Below are 19,895 nucleotides of genomic sequence, written 5' to 3'. Positions count from 1 at the left end.
CTAAACTAAAAAAATCACATAATGGCACGTTATCACACTTTAGGAAATATTCCTAAGAAGCGTCATACTACCTTTGTAAAAACTGAAGGAGGCTTGTACCAAGAAGAGCTTTTTGGTACTGCAGGTTTTTCAGGAATATCATCGCTTTTATACCATATTTATCCGCCAACAGTTGTAAATGAAGTAACAGATTTAGGTTCAGTTGCACCAAAAATTGGGGTTAAAAAAAATATGAAAGCTTTAAGTTTCAAAGGCTTTTCAATTAAACCAGAAGAAGACTTTCTAGAGAGTAGAAAAACATTGTTTGTAAATAATGATTTACATATAGGCTTAGCTGCTCCCATGGGTTTTTCAAAAGCCTATTTCTACAAAAACGCCGATGCCGATGAAATGTTATTTATTCATAAAGGTTCAGGGAAATTAAAAACTTGTTATGGTTCAATTTCTTTTAAATATGGAGATTATGTAATTATTCCAAAGGGAATTATATACCAAATAGAATTTGATTCTGAAGATAATAGAATTTTATATGTAGAATCTTTTGAACCAATTTTCACACCTAAAAGATACCGTAACAATTTTGGACAATTATTAGAGCATTCACCGTTTTGTGAGCGCGATTTTAGGTTGCCTGAAAACCTTGAAACAATTGATGAAAAAGGAGATTTTAAGGTGAAGGTTAAAAAGCATGGAAATATGTGGGAGTATAGCTATGGAAATCATCCTTTTGATGTTGTTGGTTGGGATGGGTTTCATTATCCGTTTGTATTTTCAATTCACGATTTTGAACCAATAAATGGCAGAATTCATCAACCGCCACCAGTTCATCAAACTTGGGAATCTAAAGGTTTTGTAGTGTGCAGTTTTGTGCCGAGGATGTATGATTATCACCCAAAATCAATTCCTGCTCCTTATCATCATTCAAACATAGATTCGGATGAATTGTTGTATTACGTAGATGGCGATTTTATGAGTAGAAATAATATAGAAATTGGTCAGTTAACATTGCATCCTGGAGGAATTCCTCACGGACCACATCCTGGAGCAATAGAAAGAAGTGTTGGGAAAAAGAAAACACAAGAATTAGCAGTTATGATTGATCCTTTTAGATCATTGTCTATTACTGAAGAAGCATTAAAACTACAGGTTGAAGATTACTATAAATCTTGGAAAACTAACTAAAATAATTAATAATGTCAGCAGAAATTAAAAATTTAAAAGATTTACAAAACACCGAATATTCCTTAAAAAAATTATTCGATGATGCAGAAGATTTTCTACCTTTATTAGGTACGGATTATGTGGAGTTGTATGTAGGAAACGCAAAGCAGTCGGCTAATTATTATAAAACGGCTTTTGGTTTTCAATCTGAAGCTTATGCAGGTTTAGAAACTGGAATGAAAGATCGAGTTTCGTATGTTTTAAAGCAAGATAAAATTCGATTGGTTCTAACAACTTCACTAGAAAAAGGTGGTGAAATTAATGAGCATATTAACAAGCACGGAGATGGAGTAAAAGTAGTGGCTCTTTGGGTTGAAGACGCTGAAAAAGCTTGGGAAGAAACGGTTAAAAGAGGTGCGAAATCTTATATGGAACCTACACGTGAAGATGATGGAGAGAATGGATATGTAGTTCGTTCAGGAATACATACTTATGGTGATACAGTGCACGTTTTTGTGGAGAGGAAAAACTATAAAGGTGTGTTTTTACCAAATTATAAAAAATGGGAATCTCATTACAACCCAGAACCAGTAGGATTAAAATTTATTGATCATATAGTTGGTAATGTTGATTGGGGTGAAATGAATAAGTGGTGTGAGTTTTATGCAAAAGTGATGGGATTTGCCCAAATAATTTCATTTGATGATAAAGATATTTCAACTGATTTTACGGCTTTAATGAGTAAAGTAATGTCTAACGGAAATGGAAGAATTAAATTCCCAATTAATGAACCAGCTAAAGGAGAAAAGAAATCTCAGATTGAAGAATATATAGATTTTTATAATGGTCCAGGAGTTCAACATATTGCTGTTGCAACAAATGATATTGTAGCTTCAGTTTCAGCAATGAGAGATAGAGGAGTTGAGTTTTTATATGTTCCGGAGAATTATTATAACGATTTGTTAGAGCGTGTAGGAAAAATTGATGAGGATATTGAGGTTTTAAAAAAACACGGTATCTTAATAGACCGAGATGATGAGGGTTATTTGCTACAATTGTTTACAAAACCTGTTGTAGATAGACCAACAATGTTTTTTGAAATTATTCAAAGAAAAGGCGCACAATCCTTTGGAAAAGGAAACTTTAAAGCATTGTTTGAAGCAATAGAAAGAGAGCAAGAAAACAGAGGAACACTTTAAAACGTAATTTGTGAATTCTAAACATAAAATAGAATTAAATACTGTAACTCAAAGGTTGCCAAAACATTTACTAAAGTTTATAATGAAGCAACCATATGAGGAATATACAGCTCAAAACCAAGCTGTGTGGCGATATGTTATGCGAGTAAATATTGATTATTTAAAAAACACGGCGCATAGTTATTATTTAGAAGGCCTAGAAAAAACGGGAATTTTAGTAGATAGCATTCCTAAAATGGAAGGAATGAATAGAATTTTAAAAGAAATTGGTTGGGCGGCAGTTGCTGTTGACGGATTTATACCTCCTAATGCCTTTATGGAATTTCAAGCATATAACGTATTGGTAATTGCATCAGATATTAGAACATTAGAGCATATAGAATATACACCTGCACCAGATATTATTCACGAAGCTGCTGGTCACGCACCAATAATTGCAAATCCAGAATATGCTGAATATTTAAGGCGTTTTGGTGAAATTGGAAGTAAGGCAATTTCTTCTGAAAAGGATTATGAAATGTATGAAGCCGTTAGGCATTTGTCCATTATAAAAGAAGATCCAAATACTTGTGAAAAGGAAATTGATAAAGCCACAGAGATTGTAAATGTTCTTCAAAACAATATGGGTGAATTATCTGAAATGGCCCAAATTAGAAATTTGCATTGGTGGACTGTGGAATATGGCTTAATTGGAGAGCTAGAAAACCCAAAAATATACGGAGCTGGTTTATTATCTTCTATAGGAGAAAGTAAAACTTGTTTACAAAAAGAAATTGAAAAGATACCATATTCTATAAAAGCGGCACAAATTAATTTTGATATAACAAAGCCACAGCCTCAGTTATTTGTGACTCCAGATTTTGCTCATTTAAGTTATGTTTTGGAAAAGTTTGCAAATACAATAGCGCTACGAAAAGGAGGTTTAAAAGGAATTCAAAAATTAATAGTTTCAAAAAATATAGGAACTATAGAGTTAAGTACTGGACTACAAATTTCAGGAGTTTTTATGAATGTTGTTAGTGATGAAAATAAACCAATTTATATTCAAACAACAGGTGAAACGGCTTTAGCTTCAAGAGATAAAGAGTTGATTGGTCACGGAGTTGAATATCATAAAGAGGGATTTGGAAGTCCTATTGGAAAGTTGGAAGGAATAAACTTAGCAATTGAAGATATGTCTCCAAAAGATTTAGAGGCTTATGGAATTTATGAAGGTTTAAAAACTGAATTGCTTTTTGAAGGAGGAGTTAAAGTTAATGGACAAATAATTACTGGAATAAGAGATTTACAAGGAAAAATAATGTTGATTTCTTTTAAGAATTGTACGGTTACTTATCAAGATGAAACTCTATTCAAGCCCGAATGGGGAATTTATGATATGGCAGTTGGAAAAGATGTTGTTTCTGCATTTTCTGGACCAGCATCAAGTGAATCTTTTGAGAATATTTACGAAGTTCCTTCAGAAAAAACACATAAAATTAACTATTCTAAAAATAAGTTGAAGCTTCATTCTTATTACAATGAAATAAGAAAAATGAGAGAATCTGAACAAATAAGCTTGGTTATAATTGAAACAATTTTTAATGAAGTTTTAAATAATTATAATAAAGAATGGTTGCTGTTTTTAGAAATCTATGAGCTAACTTATAAAACGGAAGGTCGTTTTTTAGAAGCAGTTTTAAAACAATTAGAAAAATTAAAACAAGATAATAAATACAAGAAATTAATTGAAGATGGTTTAAATCTACTATCTTAAAAATAAAAAAAATACAATGAAAACGTGGTTTAAAGTATCCGAAAATTCAGATTTTACGATATATAATATTCCTTTTGGAATTTTTTCAACTCCAACTTCAAAAAAGAAAGTTGGAATTGCAATTGGAGATGCTGTTTTAGATTTGTCAGTTGTTTATGATTTAGGCTTGTTTAAGCAATTAAGCTTTTCAAAAACTATTTTTGAATCAGACTTTTTAAATGATTTTATTTCATTAGGAAAATCGATTACAAAAAAAGTTAGAACCATTATTCAAGATGAATTATGTAATGAGAATTCAGTGTTGAAATCTTCAAAAGAAGCATTTGTGCTTCAAAAAGATGTTGAAATGCATTTGCCAGTTAAAGTTGGTGATTACACTGATTTTTATTCGAGCATAGAACACGCTACAAATGTTGGTGTGATGTTTAGAGATCCAGAAAATGCTTTGTTACCAAACTGGAAACACATTCCTGTTGGTTATCACGGTAGAGCTTCATCTATTATGGTTAGTGGTAAAAATATTCACAGACCAAAAGGACAAGTTTTAAAACTGAATGAAACTTTGCCGGTTTTTGAGCCTTCGGCGAGAGTGGATTTTGAATTGGAAATGGGTTTTATAATTGGTAAGCAAACTGAAGTTGGAGATTCAATTTCAACAGAAAAAGCAGAAGATTATATTTTTGGAAAAGTATTATTTAACGATTGGTCTGCTAGAGATATTCAAAAATGGGAGTACGTTCCATTAGGGCCTTTTTTGGCAAAGAATTTTGCTTCATCTATTTCTCCTTGGGTGGTAACACTAGAAGCTTTGGAGCCTTTTAGAATTGCTGGTCCAGAGCAAACACCAAAAGTTTTACCGTATTTAGAATATAATGGTTTAAAGAATTTCGACATAAATTTAGAAGTGTCGATTTCTCCAAATAATTCAGAAGAAACAGTTGTGAGTAACTCGAATTTTAAATATATGTATTGGAATATGTCGCAACAATTAGCGCATCATACAAGTAATGGTTGCAATGTTAATGTGGGGGATTTGTTGGCTTCAGGAACCATAAGTGGAAAGAGTAAAGATTCATATGGTTCAATGTTAGAGTTATCTTGGGCAGGTAAGAATCCAATAAAATTGAATAACGGTGAAGAACGTAAATTTATAGAAGATTATGATACTGTAATTATACGTGGTTATTGTAAAAAAGACGATATTAGAGTTGGTTTTGGTGAAGTTAAAGCTCAAATATTACCTTCAAAATAATTAATTATGAAACAAGTTACTTCTATAGATCCTAATTCAATTTCAACAAAGGAATTACACAATATTTTACTAACAGCTGTTGCGCCCAGGCCAATTGCTTTTGCAAGTACAATAAATTTAAAAGGAGATGTAAATTTAAGTCCGTTTAGTTTTTTTAACGTGTTTAGTTCTAATCCGCCTACGTTAATTTTTTCACCGGCTCGGAGAGTTAGAGATAATACTACAAAACATACCTTGCAAAATGTTAAAGAAGTAAAAGAGGTTGTAATTAACATTGTGAATTTTCCTATTGTTGAGCAAATGTCTTTAACAAGTACAGAATATGAAAAAGGTGTAAATGAATTTCAAAAAGCAGGTTTTGCCGAAGGAAATTCTATTAAAGTAAAACCGCCGCGAGTATTGGAATCACCAGTTTCTTTTGAATGTACTGTTGAAAATATTATTCCTTTAGGTAATGAAGGAGGAGCAGGGAATTTAGTGATTTGTAAAGTAGTTTATATTCATATAAATAATGAATATTTAGATAAAAACAATAACCTAGATACTAAAAAATTAGATTTAGTTGCTCGCTTGGGTGGAAGTTGGTACACGAGAATTACAGAAGATTCACTTTTTGAAATTCCAAAACCGATAACTTCAAAGGGTATTGGTGTAGATAATTTACCTAAACATATTTTTAAAACTAATATTCTTTCAGGGAATAATATTGGAAGGCTGGGTAATTATGAGAAAATTCCGTCAAGTAATGAGATTAATGAGATTAAAAGTTTACCTAAAATAGAGGAAGTTCTTTCTATTAAAGATGGGCAATTGAAAATAGAAAAAATACATAAAATAGTTAAATTGAATTTAGATAAAGAAAATTTAAATTTGGCTGTAAAAGTATTATTTTGTTTGTGATTTTTTAGATATATATTTTAAAAAAAGGTGCTCACTAGAATTCTAGTAAGCACCTTTTTTAATTGTACTTTTTAAAAGTCTAGCACTTTAGATTAATTTTAAGGAACAGATGTTTATTTTATTCTATAATTAAAAGATAGGCTTTAAATTAGTAGAATTATAAGAATCATTAATTCTGTTGAATTTTGTATTATTTGTTTTGAAATAAGTATTACAAAGAATAAAGAATAACTTGGTGAAAGTGAATTTATATGTTATTTTAGAATATTTATAAATTTACTTTTTTTATTAAAAAAGAGAACTAAATTCCATTGATGAAAAAAAGTATATTCATACTAATTTTTTGCTTATTTATTATAGAATTAAGCGCAAATGAGTTTCAAAAATTAACAACTCTTGACGGGCTTTCTCAAAACGATGTTAATTATATTTTTCAAGATAGCAGGGGTTTTATTTGGATAGGCACTAATGATGGGCTAAACAGATATGATGGATATGACTTTAAAGTATTTAGAAAAGCACCAAGACAGCAAGGAGGGTTACGAAGCAATATAATTAATTCAATTGTTGAAGATACACAAGGTAATTTGTGGATTGGTTCAATTGATAATGGCGTTAGTAAATACAATGTGTCAACAAATAAGTTTACGTCAATTATTAATAGAAAAAATAATTCAAAACTCTTAACTTCAAACGGAAGTTTAAAATTACTAGCAGATAGTAAAGGAAATATTTGGGTGTTGTCTAATAAAGGAATTGATGTAATTAATTCTAAAACTAATAACGTAGAAAGAGTATTGGAGAGTGAAGGAATAGGTACTCATCTTCGGTCAATATTTGAAGATAAAGAAGGTGTAATTTGGGTTGGTACATTAGAAGGTTTATTAAAGTTTAATGTAAAAACCAATAAAGTAGAGAAAGAGATTAAGCTAGGAATGACAGTGGTTGATATGGCTCAATGGGGTAATGATTTATTATTATCAAATGATGGAGGAGTATATAAATTTAATGAAGAGAGAAATAACGCAGCAAAATTACCAGATGTTTTAGGTGGAAAATCAATATTAGTAGAAGCAAATAATTTGTGGGTTGCTTCTTTTAAAAAAGGTGTTTATTTATATAAATTAATTAAAGGTAATCCTATTTCTGCAGTTTTAAATAGTGTTAAATGGAATTCAAGGGAAAATGATTTTAATAATTATAATGTATCATCTTTATTAAAAGATAATTCTGGGTTAATTTGGATTGGAACTAGTGGAGGAGGTATTGAGGTGTATAATCCAAAAGGTCAATTTTTTAAGCATCATACATCAACCAAAAATGAAGGTAGCTTATCACATAAAACAGTGAGGTCTGTTTTAGAAGATAACTATCAAAATTTATGGATTGGAACAGAAAATGGTGGACTGAATTTTCTTTCTATTGATAACAAGAATAATTATGATACTGGCTTTATTTCATTACTACCAAATCACACTTTTGTTACCGTATTAAGCCTAGATAAAAAAAATGATAGAGTTTGGGTAGGTTTACCTGCGGGATTAAAAACATTTAGCTCTAAGACAGGAAAAGAGATTTTTTTATCTAAAAGAAATTTTAAGGAATTAAGTTCTGTTTTTTCAATATTAATAGATAGTCAAGGAATAGTTTGGGTTGGAACTTATGGCAAAGGATTATGGCGATTGAAATTAGAGGATGATGGAAAATATTCATCCACACAATTTCTTTCTGAAGGAAAAAATAATTCATTGTCTTCAGATATTGTAAGAAGTTTATTGGAAGATAAGGATGGAAATATCTGGATTGGGACTTCCATAGGTTTAAATAAAATTAAGTTTGAAGAAAAGTTAAGTAGTAACCTTAATTTTAAAGTCTTTAAAAATGATGTTAATAACGAGTTGAGCATAAGCCATAATTATATTTTACCCTTATTTGAATCTTCAAAAGGTGACTTATGGATTGGAACTTTGGGTGGAGGTTTAAATAAATTATGTGAAAATGAAACTGGAACGTACTATTTTGAAACATTAACAACAAAAGAAGGCTTGCCAAATAATGTTATTAAGGGTATTTTAGAAGATGAACAAGGGAATTTATGGATTTCTAGTAATAAAGGAATTAGTCGTATTAATCCTGAAGATAAAAGCATTCGAAATTTTGGAGTAAGTGATGGATTACAAGATTTTGAATTTAGAGATTTTGCTTGTTATAAACGAAAATCGGGAGAAATGATTTTTGGAGGTGTAAATGGTTTTAATACATTCTTTCCAGATGATATGTCTCTTGATACAACGGTAAATAAAGTTGTTTTTACAGACCTTGAAATTTTGAATCAACCAATAAATGTTGGAGACGAATTTAAAGGGAGAGTTATTTTAAATAAATCTATCAATAATGTAGCTCTATTAGAACTAAAATATCAAGAGAATAGTTTTACAATTTATTTTTCAGGGTTGCATTTTGCTTCGCCTAGTAAAAACCAATATAAGTACAAATTAATTGGTTTTGATGATAGTTGGGTGTCAATGAGTTCAAATACACGTTTTGCAAAATACACCAACTTAAGTCCGGGTAATTACACTTTAAATGTTGTTGCTTCAAATAGTGATGGTTATTGGAATAATAACCCTAAAGCCATTAAAATAATTGTACAATCACCATGGTGGTTTTCTAGAATTTCGATAACAATCTACATTCTGTTGTTTCTATTGTCATTATGGTTTTTTAGACGTTTTACAATTATTGGAATTCAACGTAAAAGTCAGTTAATAATGGAAAGCTTTGAAAAGGAGAAAATTCAAAAGCTTTCGCAAATGAAATTGAAATTTTTCACTAATATTTCACACGAATTTAGAACACCACTTACTTTAATTATTGGTCCAATTTCAAAATTAATAAAAGAAAGAGAATCAATGTCTGGCCTTAAAGTGAAGGAAAATTATGAGATCATAAATAGGAATGCCAATAGCTTGTTGAGGTTAATTAATCAATTAATGGATTTTAGAAAATTTGAACAAGATAAAATAAGCATAAAAGCGAGTGAAGGGAATTTAGTAGCCTTTATTCAGAAAGTAGTCACGTCTTTCAATTTTATGGCAGATCAAAAAGAAATTGAATTTTCTTTTGAACATTCTACAACTAATCTGCCGTTTTGGTTTGATGCAAATAAGCTTGAAAAAGTATTAATGAATTTACTATCCAATGCTTTTAAGTTTACCAATAGAAAAGGAAAAGTTGAGGTTAAGTTAGTTGAAGAAGACAATCAAATTTCAATAATTGTTGAAGACAATGGAATTGGAATTTCAAAAGATAAACAAGAATTCGTGTTCAATCGATTTTTTCAAGCAGATAAATTTGAAGATATTGAAGTTGAAGGCACAGGAATTGGTTTGTCATACGTCAAAGGTCTTGTAGAAATGCACTATGGAGATATTGAGTTAATAAGTGAAGAGGAACAAGGAACTAAATTTATTGTAACACTATTTAAAGGGAATAATCATTTTAAAGGCAATGAATTATTGGTGAAAAAGAACTTTCAATCCTTCAAAAGTGAAGATGTTTTAATTGTTGAAGGTGAAAATATTGAGCCCGTTTTAATTGAGGTTGAAATAGAAAATGATAAACCAAAAGTGCTTATTGTTGAAGACAATATTGAGTTAAGGAAATTTATAGTTAACAATTTAAATGAATATTATATTATTGTTGAGGCAGAGAATGGAGAGGAAGGGTTAAAACAGTGTGAGATAAATTTCCCAGATTTAATTGTAAGTGATGTTATGATGCCTAAGATGGATGGCTTTGAAATGTGTAAAACATTAAAACAAGATGTAAATTATAGTCATATTCCAATAGTTTTACTAACTGCAAAAACGGCTACTCAAGATAAAGTAAAAGGATATACATTGGGAGCTAATGCGTATGTTGAAAAACCTTTTGATTTGGAAGTGTTAAAAGCTCAAATAGATAGTTTATTGAGAAATAAAAAACAACTTCAAGAAAAATTTAAAAATGTTATAGATATTGAACCTTCCGAATTTTCAATGACTAAAGTTGATGATGCTTTACTAACAAAAATTCTTCAAAAAATAGAATCTAAAATTTCTGATAAAGATTTAACAGTACAATATTTGGCATTAGAATGTGGAATGTCACAAACAATTCTTAATAAAAAATTAAAAGCTTTATCAGGCAAAACAACAAATGCATTTATTAGATCTGTTCGTTTAAAAAGAGCTGCAAAATTATTGTCAACGGGTAATTATTCTGTGAGTGATGTAACCTATGAAGTAGGTTTTTCAGATCTAAAATATTTTAGAAATAGCTTTAAAGAAGAATTCTCTATTTCACCATCAGATTTTAAAAGAAAAAATTCTAAAAACTCATGAAAACCTGTTTTGCAGTGTTATTTATTTGAAAGTTAGTATTGTTTAGAAAATCCCCCCGCTTTTAATAAGTTTTTACACCCTGTTTTTTGCTTAACAATAGCTACTTTAGCTAGTAACAAATAACAGAATTTTAATTATGTGGAAGTTTAAAAAAACTACGGTATTACTTATAGGTTTATTATTCATTTTTATGAGTATAAATGCTCAAAAGAAACCAGTAGAAATTCCTATCAACAAAAAGTTTGATGCCAATTCAATAATCTTAAAAACAAGATTGAGAGAATTAAACAGAGACATTAATAATTTCGGAATTTTATTGGATACCACGATCACCAATAAGAAACTTTTAACAGGTTATAGATACGAACAATTTTACGATTGGGATTTATATTTTGAAAATATCTATATGTCCTATTATGGAATTTCAAAATACAACTTCGATAATTTAGAAGGCTTTTTTGAAATACAACACCCAGATGGATTTATAAAGCGCTCTTTCGGACCAAAAAACTTCGGTGCAGATCATCATTTTAAACCTTTTATTGCACAAATAATAGTGTTGGGTTCTCGTCAAACAGGAAACTGGGATTGGGCAAAAAAGTATTACGAAAAAACGCAGTTATATTTAAATCATTGGTTTGAATATGATACTGATAAAAATGGCTTAGCATATTGGTCTGGGCAGCAAAAAGGAAGTTGGTCTGGAGCAGCTGATCATAGCGGAATGGATAACCAGAACACACGTACTTTAGGTTTAAGTGAAGGTGTAGATTTAAACTGTTACTTGGTTCGTGAATTACAAGCAATGGCAATTATTGCTAAAGAAATTGGAAAGAAAAAAGATGTTAAAGGTTATTTAGCACACGCTAAAAAATTGAAAAAACTGATTAACGAGCACCTTTGGGATGAAAGATCAGGGTTTTATTATGATAGAAATGAGGAAAACGGAAAAACTACTTATGTGAAATCTGTTTCTGGATTTACACCAATTTGGTCAGGTGTTGCTTCAAAAGAGCAAACAAAAAGATTGGTTGATGAGCATTTAAAAAATCCTAAGGAATTTTGGACAAAATTTCCAGTTCCAGGTTATGCCCTTACAGAACCAGATTATCGTCAAAACTATCAAGGTCAAAAAGGATGTAATTGGAAAGGTTCTACTTGGATTCCTACAAACTATATGATTTGTCACGGTTTGCTAGACTATGGATATGAAGATTTGGCAAAAGAGATTGCTCTAAAAACCTACAATATGGTATTGAATAATGAAAATACAAGAGAATTTTTTAATGCTGAAACTGGAGAAGGATTAGGAATGAATCCATTCTTTGGTTGGTCTTCTTTAGCGTATATTTTACCGTTGGAATTGGAGTTGAAATACAATCCTACAGATTTAAAAGAGAAGAAAATTCAAAAGCTAAGTGAAAAAATAGGAGTTAATTTTAAATAGTAATTTAATGAAATTATTCGAAATCAATCGAAATCAATTAATGGTATGGAGATATATTGTTCTACTTATTTGTTTTTTAGTTTTAAATGCTAGTTGTCAATCTAAAAAGACTGAAAAAAAGCCAAATATTCTATTTTGTGTTGCTGATGATGTAAGTTTTATTCATACTTCAATTCAAGGAACAGCGGAGGTAAGTACACCTAATTTTGATAGAGTTGCAAACAGTGGTGTTTTATTCAATAATGCCTATTGCAATGTGTCATCTTGTGCTCCATCAAGAGCTTCTATTCTTACAGGTCGAAATATTTGGGAATTAGAACAAGGAGGCTTGTTGTTTGGAGGTTTACCAAAAAAGTTTCCAACGTTTACAAGTTTGTTAAAACAAAATGGATACGTAACAGGCTATAGTGGTAAAGGTTATATGCCTGCTAATAAAAAAGAACCATATCAAACTCAACCATTAGCTCTAGAGTATAATAAGGTAAGAAATAAAGTTCCTCAATTTTTATCTAATAAAGACTATGCTGGAAATTTTGATGAGTTTTTATCTAAAAAAGATAAAGATGCACCTTTCTTTTTCTGGTATGGATCTCACGAAGCGCATAGAGCCTATAACCCTGGAATTGGAGTTAGATCAGGTAAAGATATTTCTAAAATTAAAGTACCAGGGTTTTTACCTGATAACGATTTGGTAAGAAGTGATATAGCTGATTATTTTTATGAAATTGAATGGTTTGATTCTCATTTAGGCAGCATGATTAAATCTTTGGAAGCAGCAGGAGAATTAGAGAATACCATAATTATTGTTACTGCAGACAATGGAATGCCATTTCCAAGAGCAAAATCTACTTGCTACGATTATGGAACCCATATGCCTTTGGCTATTTGTTGGGGAAATAAAATTAAAGGCGGAGCTAAAGTGGATGATTTTATCAGTTTTACTGATTTTTCTCCAACTCTATTAGAGGCTTTAGGACTTGAAATTCCAGAAGGAACATCTGGTAAAAGTTTTCTAGATATCCTGTTTTCTGGAAAAAGCGGACAAGTTGATGAAACAAGAAATAGAGTTTTTACAGCTTTAGAACGCCACACATATTGCCGCCCAAATGGTTTGCCTTACCCTATTCGTACAATTAGAAAAGGAGATTGGTTGTATATGGTGAATTTTGAATCAGATAGATGGCCTGCAGGAACTGATGATTTTGCATCGCCACATCAAGGTTTTTATGGAGATATTGATGCAGGAGCATCTCGTGAATATTTAATAGATAATAAAGACAATCCGGAAGTGAAATATTATTTCGATTTATCAGTAGCTAAACATCCAGAGGTTGAATTATACAACGTAAAAGAAGATGCGTATAACCTACGTAATCTAGCTTCAGAAGAAAAATATGCTGAATTATGTAAAGATTTAAAAGCTGAACTTTTTGAATATTTAAAAGAGACTGGAGACCCTAGAATGAAAGGAGAATCTCCTTGGGATAACTACCCTTATTACTTCAAAGGATTTGAAAACAAGCATTTATTACCAATAGGAGAAAGAGATAAAAATTAAGAATAAAGAAAACAATATAAAAATGAAAAATAGGATATTACTAGCTATAGTAGCCATAATGGGAACGATGAGTTTGACTACTGCCCAAGAAAAGTTTAAACCAGAATGGGAAAGTTTAAAAAAGCACAATGCGGCGCCAGAATGGTTTGCAGATGCAAAATTAGGAGTTTATTTTCACTGGGGAGTTTACAATGTTCCAGCAAATGGTAACGAGTGGTACGGACGTTTTATGTATGAAAAAGATCGTAGAAAATCTTGGGGTAGAGATATTTACGATTACCATACAAAAACATACGGTAGAGATGTAGATTATCACGATTTTATTCCTCAATGGAAAGCTGAAAAATTTTCAGCAAAACGTTGGGTAGATATGTTCGAAAATATGGGAGCCAAATTTATTGGTACAATAGCAGAGCATCACGATGGTTTTTCATTATGGGAAAGTGATGTGAATCCTTGGAATTCTAAAGATAAAGGGCCGAAAATTGATGTAGTTAAGCAAATTGCAAAAGAAGTTAAAAGTCGTGATTTAAAATTTATGACAACATTCCATCACGGATTTCATATGATGTTTTTTCCAAAAAAAGAAAACAGTGCACTTCGTCCGTTAAGTGAACACAACGTAGTTTATAAAAATCCAGAAGTTCCTCAAGATCCAAAATACCGTGCACTTTATGGAACAATGTCATACAAAGAAGAATGTGATATTTGGTTAGGTAAATTAGATGAAGTAATTAACGAATATTGCCCAGATTATATTTGGATGGATTTTGCACAGGGTTATGTACAAGAAAATTACCGTCAGCAATTTTTGGCTAATTATTTTAATAAAGCACAAGAATTAAACAAAGAGGTGGTTGTAAATACGAAAGGAGATTTTTTCCCTACAGATTTGGCTGTCGTAAATGTTGAAAGAGCAACAATGGAAGATATTACACCATTTGTTTGGGTAACAGATTTTCAATTAGGTAGTTCTTGGGGTTATAATAAAGACAAGCGTACTGCCGTTGATCCAAAAAAATTGATAAGAATTTTAGCTGAAGTTATCAGTAAAAACGGGGTGATGATTTTAGCTGCTGCGCCAATGGCTGAAGGTATAATTCCTGAGGAACAAGCCAAAACTATGGCAGAAATTGGAGCTTGGTTACAGTTATATGGAGAATCAGTTTACAATACACGTCCTTTTGTTGAATTTGGTCAAGGACCAACTGAAATGAGACGAAATCCAGAAGATGAATGGAATGATTATGGAGCTATTAAAGCAGGTTTAAACGATTTAAATAGTGATGATATTCGTTATACTAAAAATGGTAAAAACGTATATGCAATTCAATTAGGCTGGCCAGGTTCTAAAAAAGAAATTACACTAAAAACTTTTGCAGGAAAAGCTAAAAACTTCAAAATTAAATCAATTTCAGTTTTAGGAAGTAAAGAAAGAATTCGTTGGAAAAAAACGAATGAAGGATTGGTCGTTACTTCACCAAGAAGCAAGCCTACTGAAGGTGATGCAGCAATTGTTTATAAAATTAAATTGAAATAATTGTATTATGAAATATAGAATCCAAATTTTTATTTTTTGTTGTTTTCTAGGGCTGAAGACACTTAGTGCACAAGAGCAACCTAATTTTATTGTCATTTTTACTGATGATCAAGGGTATGAAGATTTAAGTTGTTTTGGTTCAAATAAATTGAAGACACCAAACATTGATAAAATGGCAAATGAGGGGATGAAATTGACGAGCTTTTATGTAGCTTCTTCAGTGTGTTCACCTTCAAGAGCAGCGTTGTTAACTGGAAGAATGCCAAAACGAGTTGGTGTGCCTGGCGTATTATTTCCTAAGAAAAACGAAAAAGGACTTTCTACTGAAGAAATAACAATTGCAGAATTATTGAAAGAAAAAAATTATGCAACAGCATTAGTTGGGAAATGGCATTTAGGTCACGATAAAAAATATTTACCTTTAAATCAAGGGTTTGATTCGTATTTTGGAATTCCATATAGCAACAATATGTCAATTGCATCGGGAATTGATATTTCGCCAAACATAGTTTTTAATGATGGCTATACGCTCGAAAAAATGCATTCGGATATTAGTAGAGTTGAAGTGGAGTCTAAAAAAGGATCAAAAAATGCATTGAAAAATAAACCTCCATTAATGAGAGGGAATGAAATTGTTGAATATCCTACAAATCAAACAACTTTAACGGAACGTTATACGAACGAAGCAGTTTCATTTATTCAAAAGAATAAGGAAAAACCATTCTTTTTGTATTTGGCGCATTCGTTTCCTCACGTACCAATTTTTGTTGGAGATAAATTTAAAGGTTCAAGTGGAACAACACCTTATTATGATGCAGTTCAGGAAATTGATTGGAGTGTTGGTGAAGTTTTTAAAGCGTTAAAAGAAAATGGTTTGGATAAAAATACGATTGTGATTTTTACTTCAGACAATGGACCAAATAGTCACGGTTCAGCAAAACCATTAAAAGGAAGAAAATTTGACACGTATGAAGGAGGGCAAAGGGTTCCTGCTGTTTTTTGGGCGCCTAATAAAATTAAACAAGGAGTTGTAAGTGATGAAATTGTTTCTTCACTAGATATTTTTCCAACCATTGCGAAGTATGCTGGTATTTCTATGCCAAAAGGTAGAGTTTTTGACGGATATGATATTTCAAAGTTTCTGAAGGGAAAATCGAAAAAATCACCTCGTAAAGAAATGTATTTCTATGGTTCTAATTCAACTAAAATTGATGGAGTTCGTGTTGGTGATTGGAAATATGTAATTAATGGCTACAGAAAAACTTCTTGGAGAAAACTTACCAAAGAAGACACTAAAATCAAATTATTCAATTTGAAAGAGAATAAATCAGAGGCAGAGAATGTAATCGATTCAAACGCAAAAAAAGCAAAACAGCTTTTAAAGCAAATGACTAGATATGATAAGGCTTTAGAAAAAGATATTTCAAAAAAGTAATTCTATAAAACTGTTATTATGAGTGGTAAATATTATTTTTTGAGTGTATTTTTTGTATTGTTATCAGTTCAAATCAATGCTCAAAAACAACCAAATATTGTTTTAATAATGGCTGATGATATGGGTTTTTCAGATATCGGTTGTTATGGAGGTGAAATTAAAACACCAAACCTTGATAAATTAGCAGAAAATGGTGTTCGATTTAGTCAGTTTTACAATAATGCCAGATGTTGCCCAACACGTGCAGCACTTTTAACTGGGTTGTATCCTCACCAAGCAGGAGTTGGAGGAATGGTTGGCCACGGTCACGGAGATTTAAGCAATAAAGCAGTTACAATTGCAGAAGCACTAAAAACAAACGGTTACCAAACCTATATGACTGGTAAATGGCATGTTGCAGATTCAAATACAAATGATGATATCCATAATTGGCCAAACCAAAGAGGTTTTGATGAGTTTTTTGGAACCATTAAAGGTGTTGGAAGTTACTTTGATCCATATACCTTAACCCACAATAATAAAGAGGTAAAATTAAAACCTGAAGATGAGTTTTATTATACCGATGCTATTTCAGATTCTACAGTAACTTTTTTAGATAGACATTTTAAAGAGAAAGCAGAAAAACCATTTTTCTTTTATGTTGCATATACTGCTCCACACTGGCCATTACACGCTTTAGATAAAGACATTGAAAAATATGAAGGTGTTTTTGATAAAGGTTGGGATGTATTAAGAGATGAACGTTTGGCGAGAATGAAGAAATTAGGAATTGTTCCTAGGAAAACCAAATTGAGTGAGCGCGATTTTCGTGGAAAAGAGTGGAAATCTGCTGAAAATAAAAAGTGGGAATTAGAACGGATGAAAACCTATGCTGCCCAAATTGATAATATGGATCAAGGTATTGGAAGAATAGTTGATAAATTAAAAAAAGAAGGAGAGTTAGATAATACGTTAATTGTTTTTCTATCTGATAATGGAGGTTGTGCAGAAATTTTAGAAGGTGTTGAACAGTGGGTAAGTGAAAAAGAGGTTACAATAACTTTAAAAGGAGAAAAAATCACACCAGGATTAAAACCAAGCATAATGCCTGGACCTGCTACAAGTTATATGAGTTATGGTCCAAGTTGGGCAAATTTAAGTAATACACCATATCGGAAATATAAAAAATCTGGTCACGAAGGTGGTTCAGCTACTCCGTTTATTATGCATTGGCCTAATAAGTTAAAAAAGAAGAATAGCATAAAAAAGGACGTTGCTAGCATCATTGATTTAATGCCAACCATTCTCGATATTTCAAAAACGGATTATCCGACTTCATACAATGGAAATAAAATTCAGCCAATGGAAGGTTTAAGTTTAATGCCTGTTTTTGAAGGTGAAAACCTAGATAGAGATGAATGGTATATGGAGCACGGACGAAATAAAGCCTATAGAAAAGGAAGCTGGAAAATTGCTTGGTCAAGAGATAAGGATGGTCAAAAATGGGAGTTGTTTAATTTGAAAAAAGACCCAACAGAAAGAAAAGATTTAGCAGTTAAGTATCCAGATAAATTGATTTTCATGATTGACAGATGGTATGTATGGGCAAAAAGAGTTAGAGTAGTTAGAAAATAAGTTATAAATGAAAAAATATATTTTAGTAATACTAGTCGTATTAATTTCAATAATTGGTAAAGCGCAAGAGCGACCAAATATCATATTCATTCTTACCGATGATCAATCTTACGGAATGATGGGCTGTACCGGTAATGATATAATTCAAACTCCTAATTTTGATAAGTTGGCTGGTGAGAGTGTGTTGTTTACAAATGCACACGTAAGTAGTGCTATTTGTACGCCAAGTAGAGTTTCTATTTTGTTAGGACAATACGAACGTAAACACGGTGTAAATTTTAATTCAGCCACAACAATTTCCGAAGAGGCTTGGTCAGAATCTTATCCTGTTTTAATGCGAAAAGCAGGGTATTATACAGGATATATTGGTAAAAATCATTCTCCAATAGGTAAAGGTGGTTATAAAAGTGGCTTGGCAGAAAAAAGTTTTGACTTTTGGTATGCTAGCCATGGAGGAGTCTATTTTTATCCGAAGGAAAAACGTGATATTTATCAAGATGCCATTGCAGATACACAGGTGGAGATATTAGAAGAAGGTGTAAACCAATTTTTAGATCCAAATGCAAGAAAATTAAAAGGTGCCCTTAGTTTTTTAGAAGCTCGTCCAGCAGACAAACCTTTTTTATTAAACTTAATGTTTAATATACCTCATGGTGCAACTACTAGTACTATGCGACAAAAAGAAACAGACGATCCAATGTATCGTACACTTTATAGAGATTTAAAAATTTCATTGCCAGAGAATTATATAGCTAAAGCTGATATAGAAACGCCCAAACTCCCTGTAGATATTCATCATGCAAATGACCGTCAAGCTAGTTATAATTACGTAAATACTCCTGAAGATTTTCGGGAACGATACATTCGTCAATTACAATGTATAACGGGAATTGACAAGTTGTTAGGTAAACTTAGAAAGCAATTAAAAAAGTTAAAATTGGATAAAAACACTATAATCATTTTTACCTCAGATCACGGTTTGTTTATGGGAGAACAAGGTTTAGGAGGGAAATCTTTGTGTTATGAGAAAACAACTCATGTACCGATGTTTATTTACAATCCTAAACAGAAAAAAGGCTTCAGAAGTAATGCTTTAGTACAAACTATTGATGTTGCACCAACTATTCTTTCATTAGGAGGTGTAGAAATTCCAAAATCAATTCAAGGAAAAGATATTTCAAGTTTTGTTCAAGGAAAACAACCGAAAGTTCGTAATTATTTATTTACGGAAAATTTGTGGTCTACAACCTTTGGGAATCCTAGATGTGAGGCTGTTCAAACAAAAGAATGGAAATACATTAGATATTATAAAAATAATAATATTTCAGCTCAAGAAAAAATAAAATTAGCTAAAGAATACAAAATTCCATTGCGTGTAATGTTGTATGAAGTGCACCCAAGTCAGTTGGCGGTTTATAGAAATTTTGTAGAAGGGCCAATAAATGGTGAAAAACCTGTTTATGAAGAATTGTACGATTTGAAAAAAGATCCAAACGAGGTTTACAATTTAATAAGTAAGCCTGAACATAAAGCCATTCTTAAAGAATTAAGAGAAGCTTGGAAAGTTGAAATTAAAAAAGCTAGAGGAGAAGGAAAACCAAAAGTTCTCAGTTACACAAATGTAAAATCAAAGATTTAGAGAACGGGA

At 31.3% G+C, this 19,895-nt stretch carries 12 protein-coding genes; all 12 read left to right on the top strand.

Annotation, left to right across the window (positions count from 1 at the left end; all coding sequences use genetic code 11):
• Positions 1-21 precede the first annotated feature (21 nt).
• Positions 22-1,182 carry a homogentisate 1,2-dioxygenase gene (locus DAD81_RS10660; RefSeq protein ID WP_111708246.1) on the top strand — a complete coding sequence of 387 codons (1,161 nt, stop codon included), beginning with the start codon at positions 22-24 and terminating at the stop codon, positions 1,180-1,182.
• Positions 1,183-1,193: 11 nt separating this feature from the next.
• Positions 1,194-2,360, top strand: a complete 1,167-nt coding sequence (gene hppD / locus DAD81_RS10655; protein WP_111708245.1) for a 4-hydroxyphenylpyruvate dioxygenase — start codon at positions 1,194-1,196, stop codon at positions 2,358-2,360.
• 82 nt (positions 2,361-2,442) lie between these two features.
• Positions 2,443-4,116, top strand: coding sequence for an aromatic amino acid hydroxylase (locus DAD81_RS10650; protein ID WP_245949231.1), 1,674 nt, complete (start codon positions 2,443-2,445; stop codon positions 4,114-4,116).
• 16 nt (positions 4,117-4,132) lie between these two features.
• Complete coding sequence (fahA, locus tag DAD81_RS10645) at positions 4,133-5,368, top strand: fumarylacetoacetase (protein WP_111708243.1); 1,236 nt, start codon at positions 4,133-4,135, stop codon at positions 5,366-5,368.
• A gap of 6 nt (positions 5,369-5,374) precedes the next feature.
• A complete protein-coding gene (locus tag DAD81_RS10640) occupies positions 5,375-6,268 on the top strand; it encodes a flavin reductase family protein (RefSeq protein WP_111708242.1) in 894 nt (297 codons plus the stop codon).
• Positions 6,269-6,582: 314 nt separating this feature from the next.
• On the top strand, positions 6,583-10,653 hold the full coding sequence (locus DAD81_RS10635) for a hybrid sensor histidine kinase/response regulator transcription factor (protein WP_111708241.1): 4,071 nt from the start codon (positions 6,583-6,585) through the stop codon (positions 10,651-10,653).
• 136 nt (positions 10,654-10,789) lie between these two features.
• Entirely contained in the window at positions 10,790-12,100 is a 1,311-nt protein-coding gene (locus DAD81_RS10630; RefSeq protein ID WP_111708240.1) for an amylo-alpha-1,6-glucosidase, read from the top strand.
• Positions 12,101-12,107: 7 nt separating this feature from the next.
• On the top strand, positions 12,108-13,658 hold the full coding sequence (locus DAD81_RS10625) for a sulfatase family protein (RefSeq protein ID WP_111708239.1): 1,551 nt from the start codon (positions 12,108-12,110) through the stop codon (positions 13,656-13,658).
• A 22-nt stretch (positions 13,659-13,680) separates the two neighbouring features.
• Positions 13,681-15,198 (top strand): alpha-L-fucosidase, encoded by a 1,518-nt coding sequence (locus DAD81_RS10620; protein ID WP_111708238.1) that lies wholly within the window; start codon positions 13,681-13,683, stop codon positions 15,196-15,198.
• Positions 15,199-15,205: 7 nt separating this feature from the next.
• Positions 15,206-16,633, top strand: coding sequence for a sulfatase family protein (locus DAD81_RS10615; RefSeq protein WP_111708237.1), 1,428 nt, complete (start codon positions 15,206-15,208; stop codon positions 16,631-16,633).
• A gap of 18 nt (positions 16,634-16,651) precedes the next feature.
• Complete coding sequence (locus tag DAD81_RS10610; protein ID WP_111708236.1) at positions 16,652-18,247, top strand: arylsulfatase; 1,596 nt, start codon at positions 16,652-16,654, stop codon at positions 18,245-18,247.
• Between the two features lie 7 nt (positions 18,248-18,254).
• The gene (locus DAD81_RS10605; RefSeq protein ID WP_111708235.1) at positions 18,255-19,886 is read left to right on the top strand and encodes a sulfatase-like hydrolase/transferase; all 1,632 of its coding nucleotides are present in this window, start codon (positions 18,255-18,257) and stop codon (positions 19,884-19,886) included.
• Positions 19,887-19,895 lie beyond the last annotated feature (9 nt).

Origin of the sequence: Lutibacter citreus, from assembly GCF_003260195.1 — a bacterium.
Classification (GTDB): domain Bacteria; phylum Bacteroidota; class Bacteroidia; order Flavobacteriales; family Flavobacteriaceae; genus Lutibacter; species Lutibacter citreus.
Note: the sequence above shows the minus strand (reverse complement) of the source record. Positions and strands in the feature narration are given on the sequence as shown.

Excerpts from the sequence above, each read along its gene's own strand:
- DAD81_RS10660 (WP_111708246.1), top strand. The coding sequence starts at position 22 with ATGGCACGTTATCACACTTTAGGAAATATTCCTAAGAAGCGTCATACT.
- hppD (WP_111708245.1), top strand. The coding sequence starts at position 1,194 with ATGTCAGCAGAAATTAAAAATTTAAAAGATTTACAAAACACCGAATAT.
- DAD81_RS10650 (WP_245949231.1), top strand. The coding sequence starts at position 2,443 with ATGAAGCAACCATATGAGGAATATACAGCTCAAAACCAAGCTGTGTGG.
- fahA (WP_111708243.1), top strand. The coding sequence starts at position 4,133 with ATGAAAACGTGGTTTAAAGTATCCGAAAATTCAGATTTTACGATATAT.
- DAD81_RS10640 (WP_111708242.1), top strand. The coding sequence starts at position 5,375 with ATGAAACAAGTTACTTCTATAGATCCTAATTCAATTTCAACAAAGGAA.
- DAD81_RS10635 (WP_111708241.1), top strand. The coding sequence starts at position 6,583 with ATGAAAAAAAGTATATTCATACTAATTTTTTGCTTATTTATTATAGAA.
- DAD81_RS10630 (WP_111708240.1), top strand. The coding sequence starts at position 10,790 with ATGTGGAAGTTTAAAAAAACTACGGTATTACTTATAGGTTTATTATTC.
- DAD81_RS10625 (WP_111708239.1), top strand. The coding sequence starts at position 12,108 with ATGAAATTATTCGAAATCAATCGAAATCAATTAATGGTATGGAGATAT.
- DAD81_RS10620 (WP_111708238.1), top strand. The coding sequence starts at position 13,681 with ATGAAAAATAGGATATTACTAGCTATAGTAGCCATAATGGGAACGATG.
- DAD81_RS10615 (WP_111708237.1), top strand. The coding sequence starts at position 15,206 with ATGAAATATAGAATCCAAATTTTTATTTTTTGTTGTTTTCTAGGGCTG.
- DAD81_RS10610 (WP_111708236.1), top strand. The coding sequence starts at position 16,652 with ATGAGTGGTAAATATTATTTTTTGAGTGTATTTTTTGTATTGTTATCA.
- DAD81_RS10605 (WP_111708235.1), top strand. The coding sequence starts at position 18,255 with ATGAAAAAATATATTTTAGTAATACTAGTCGTATTAATTTCAATAATT.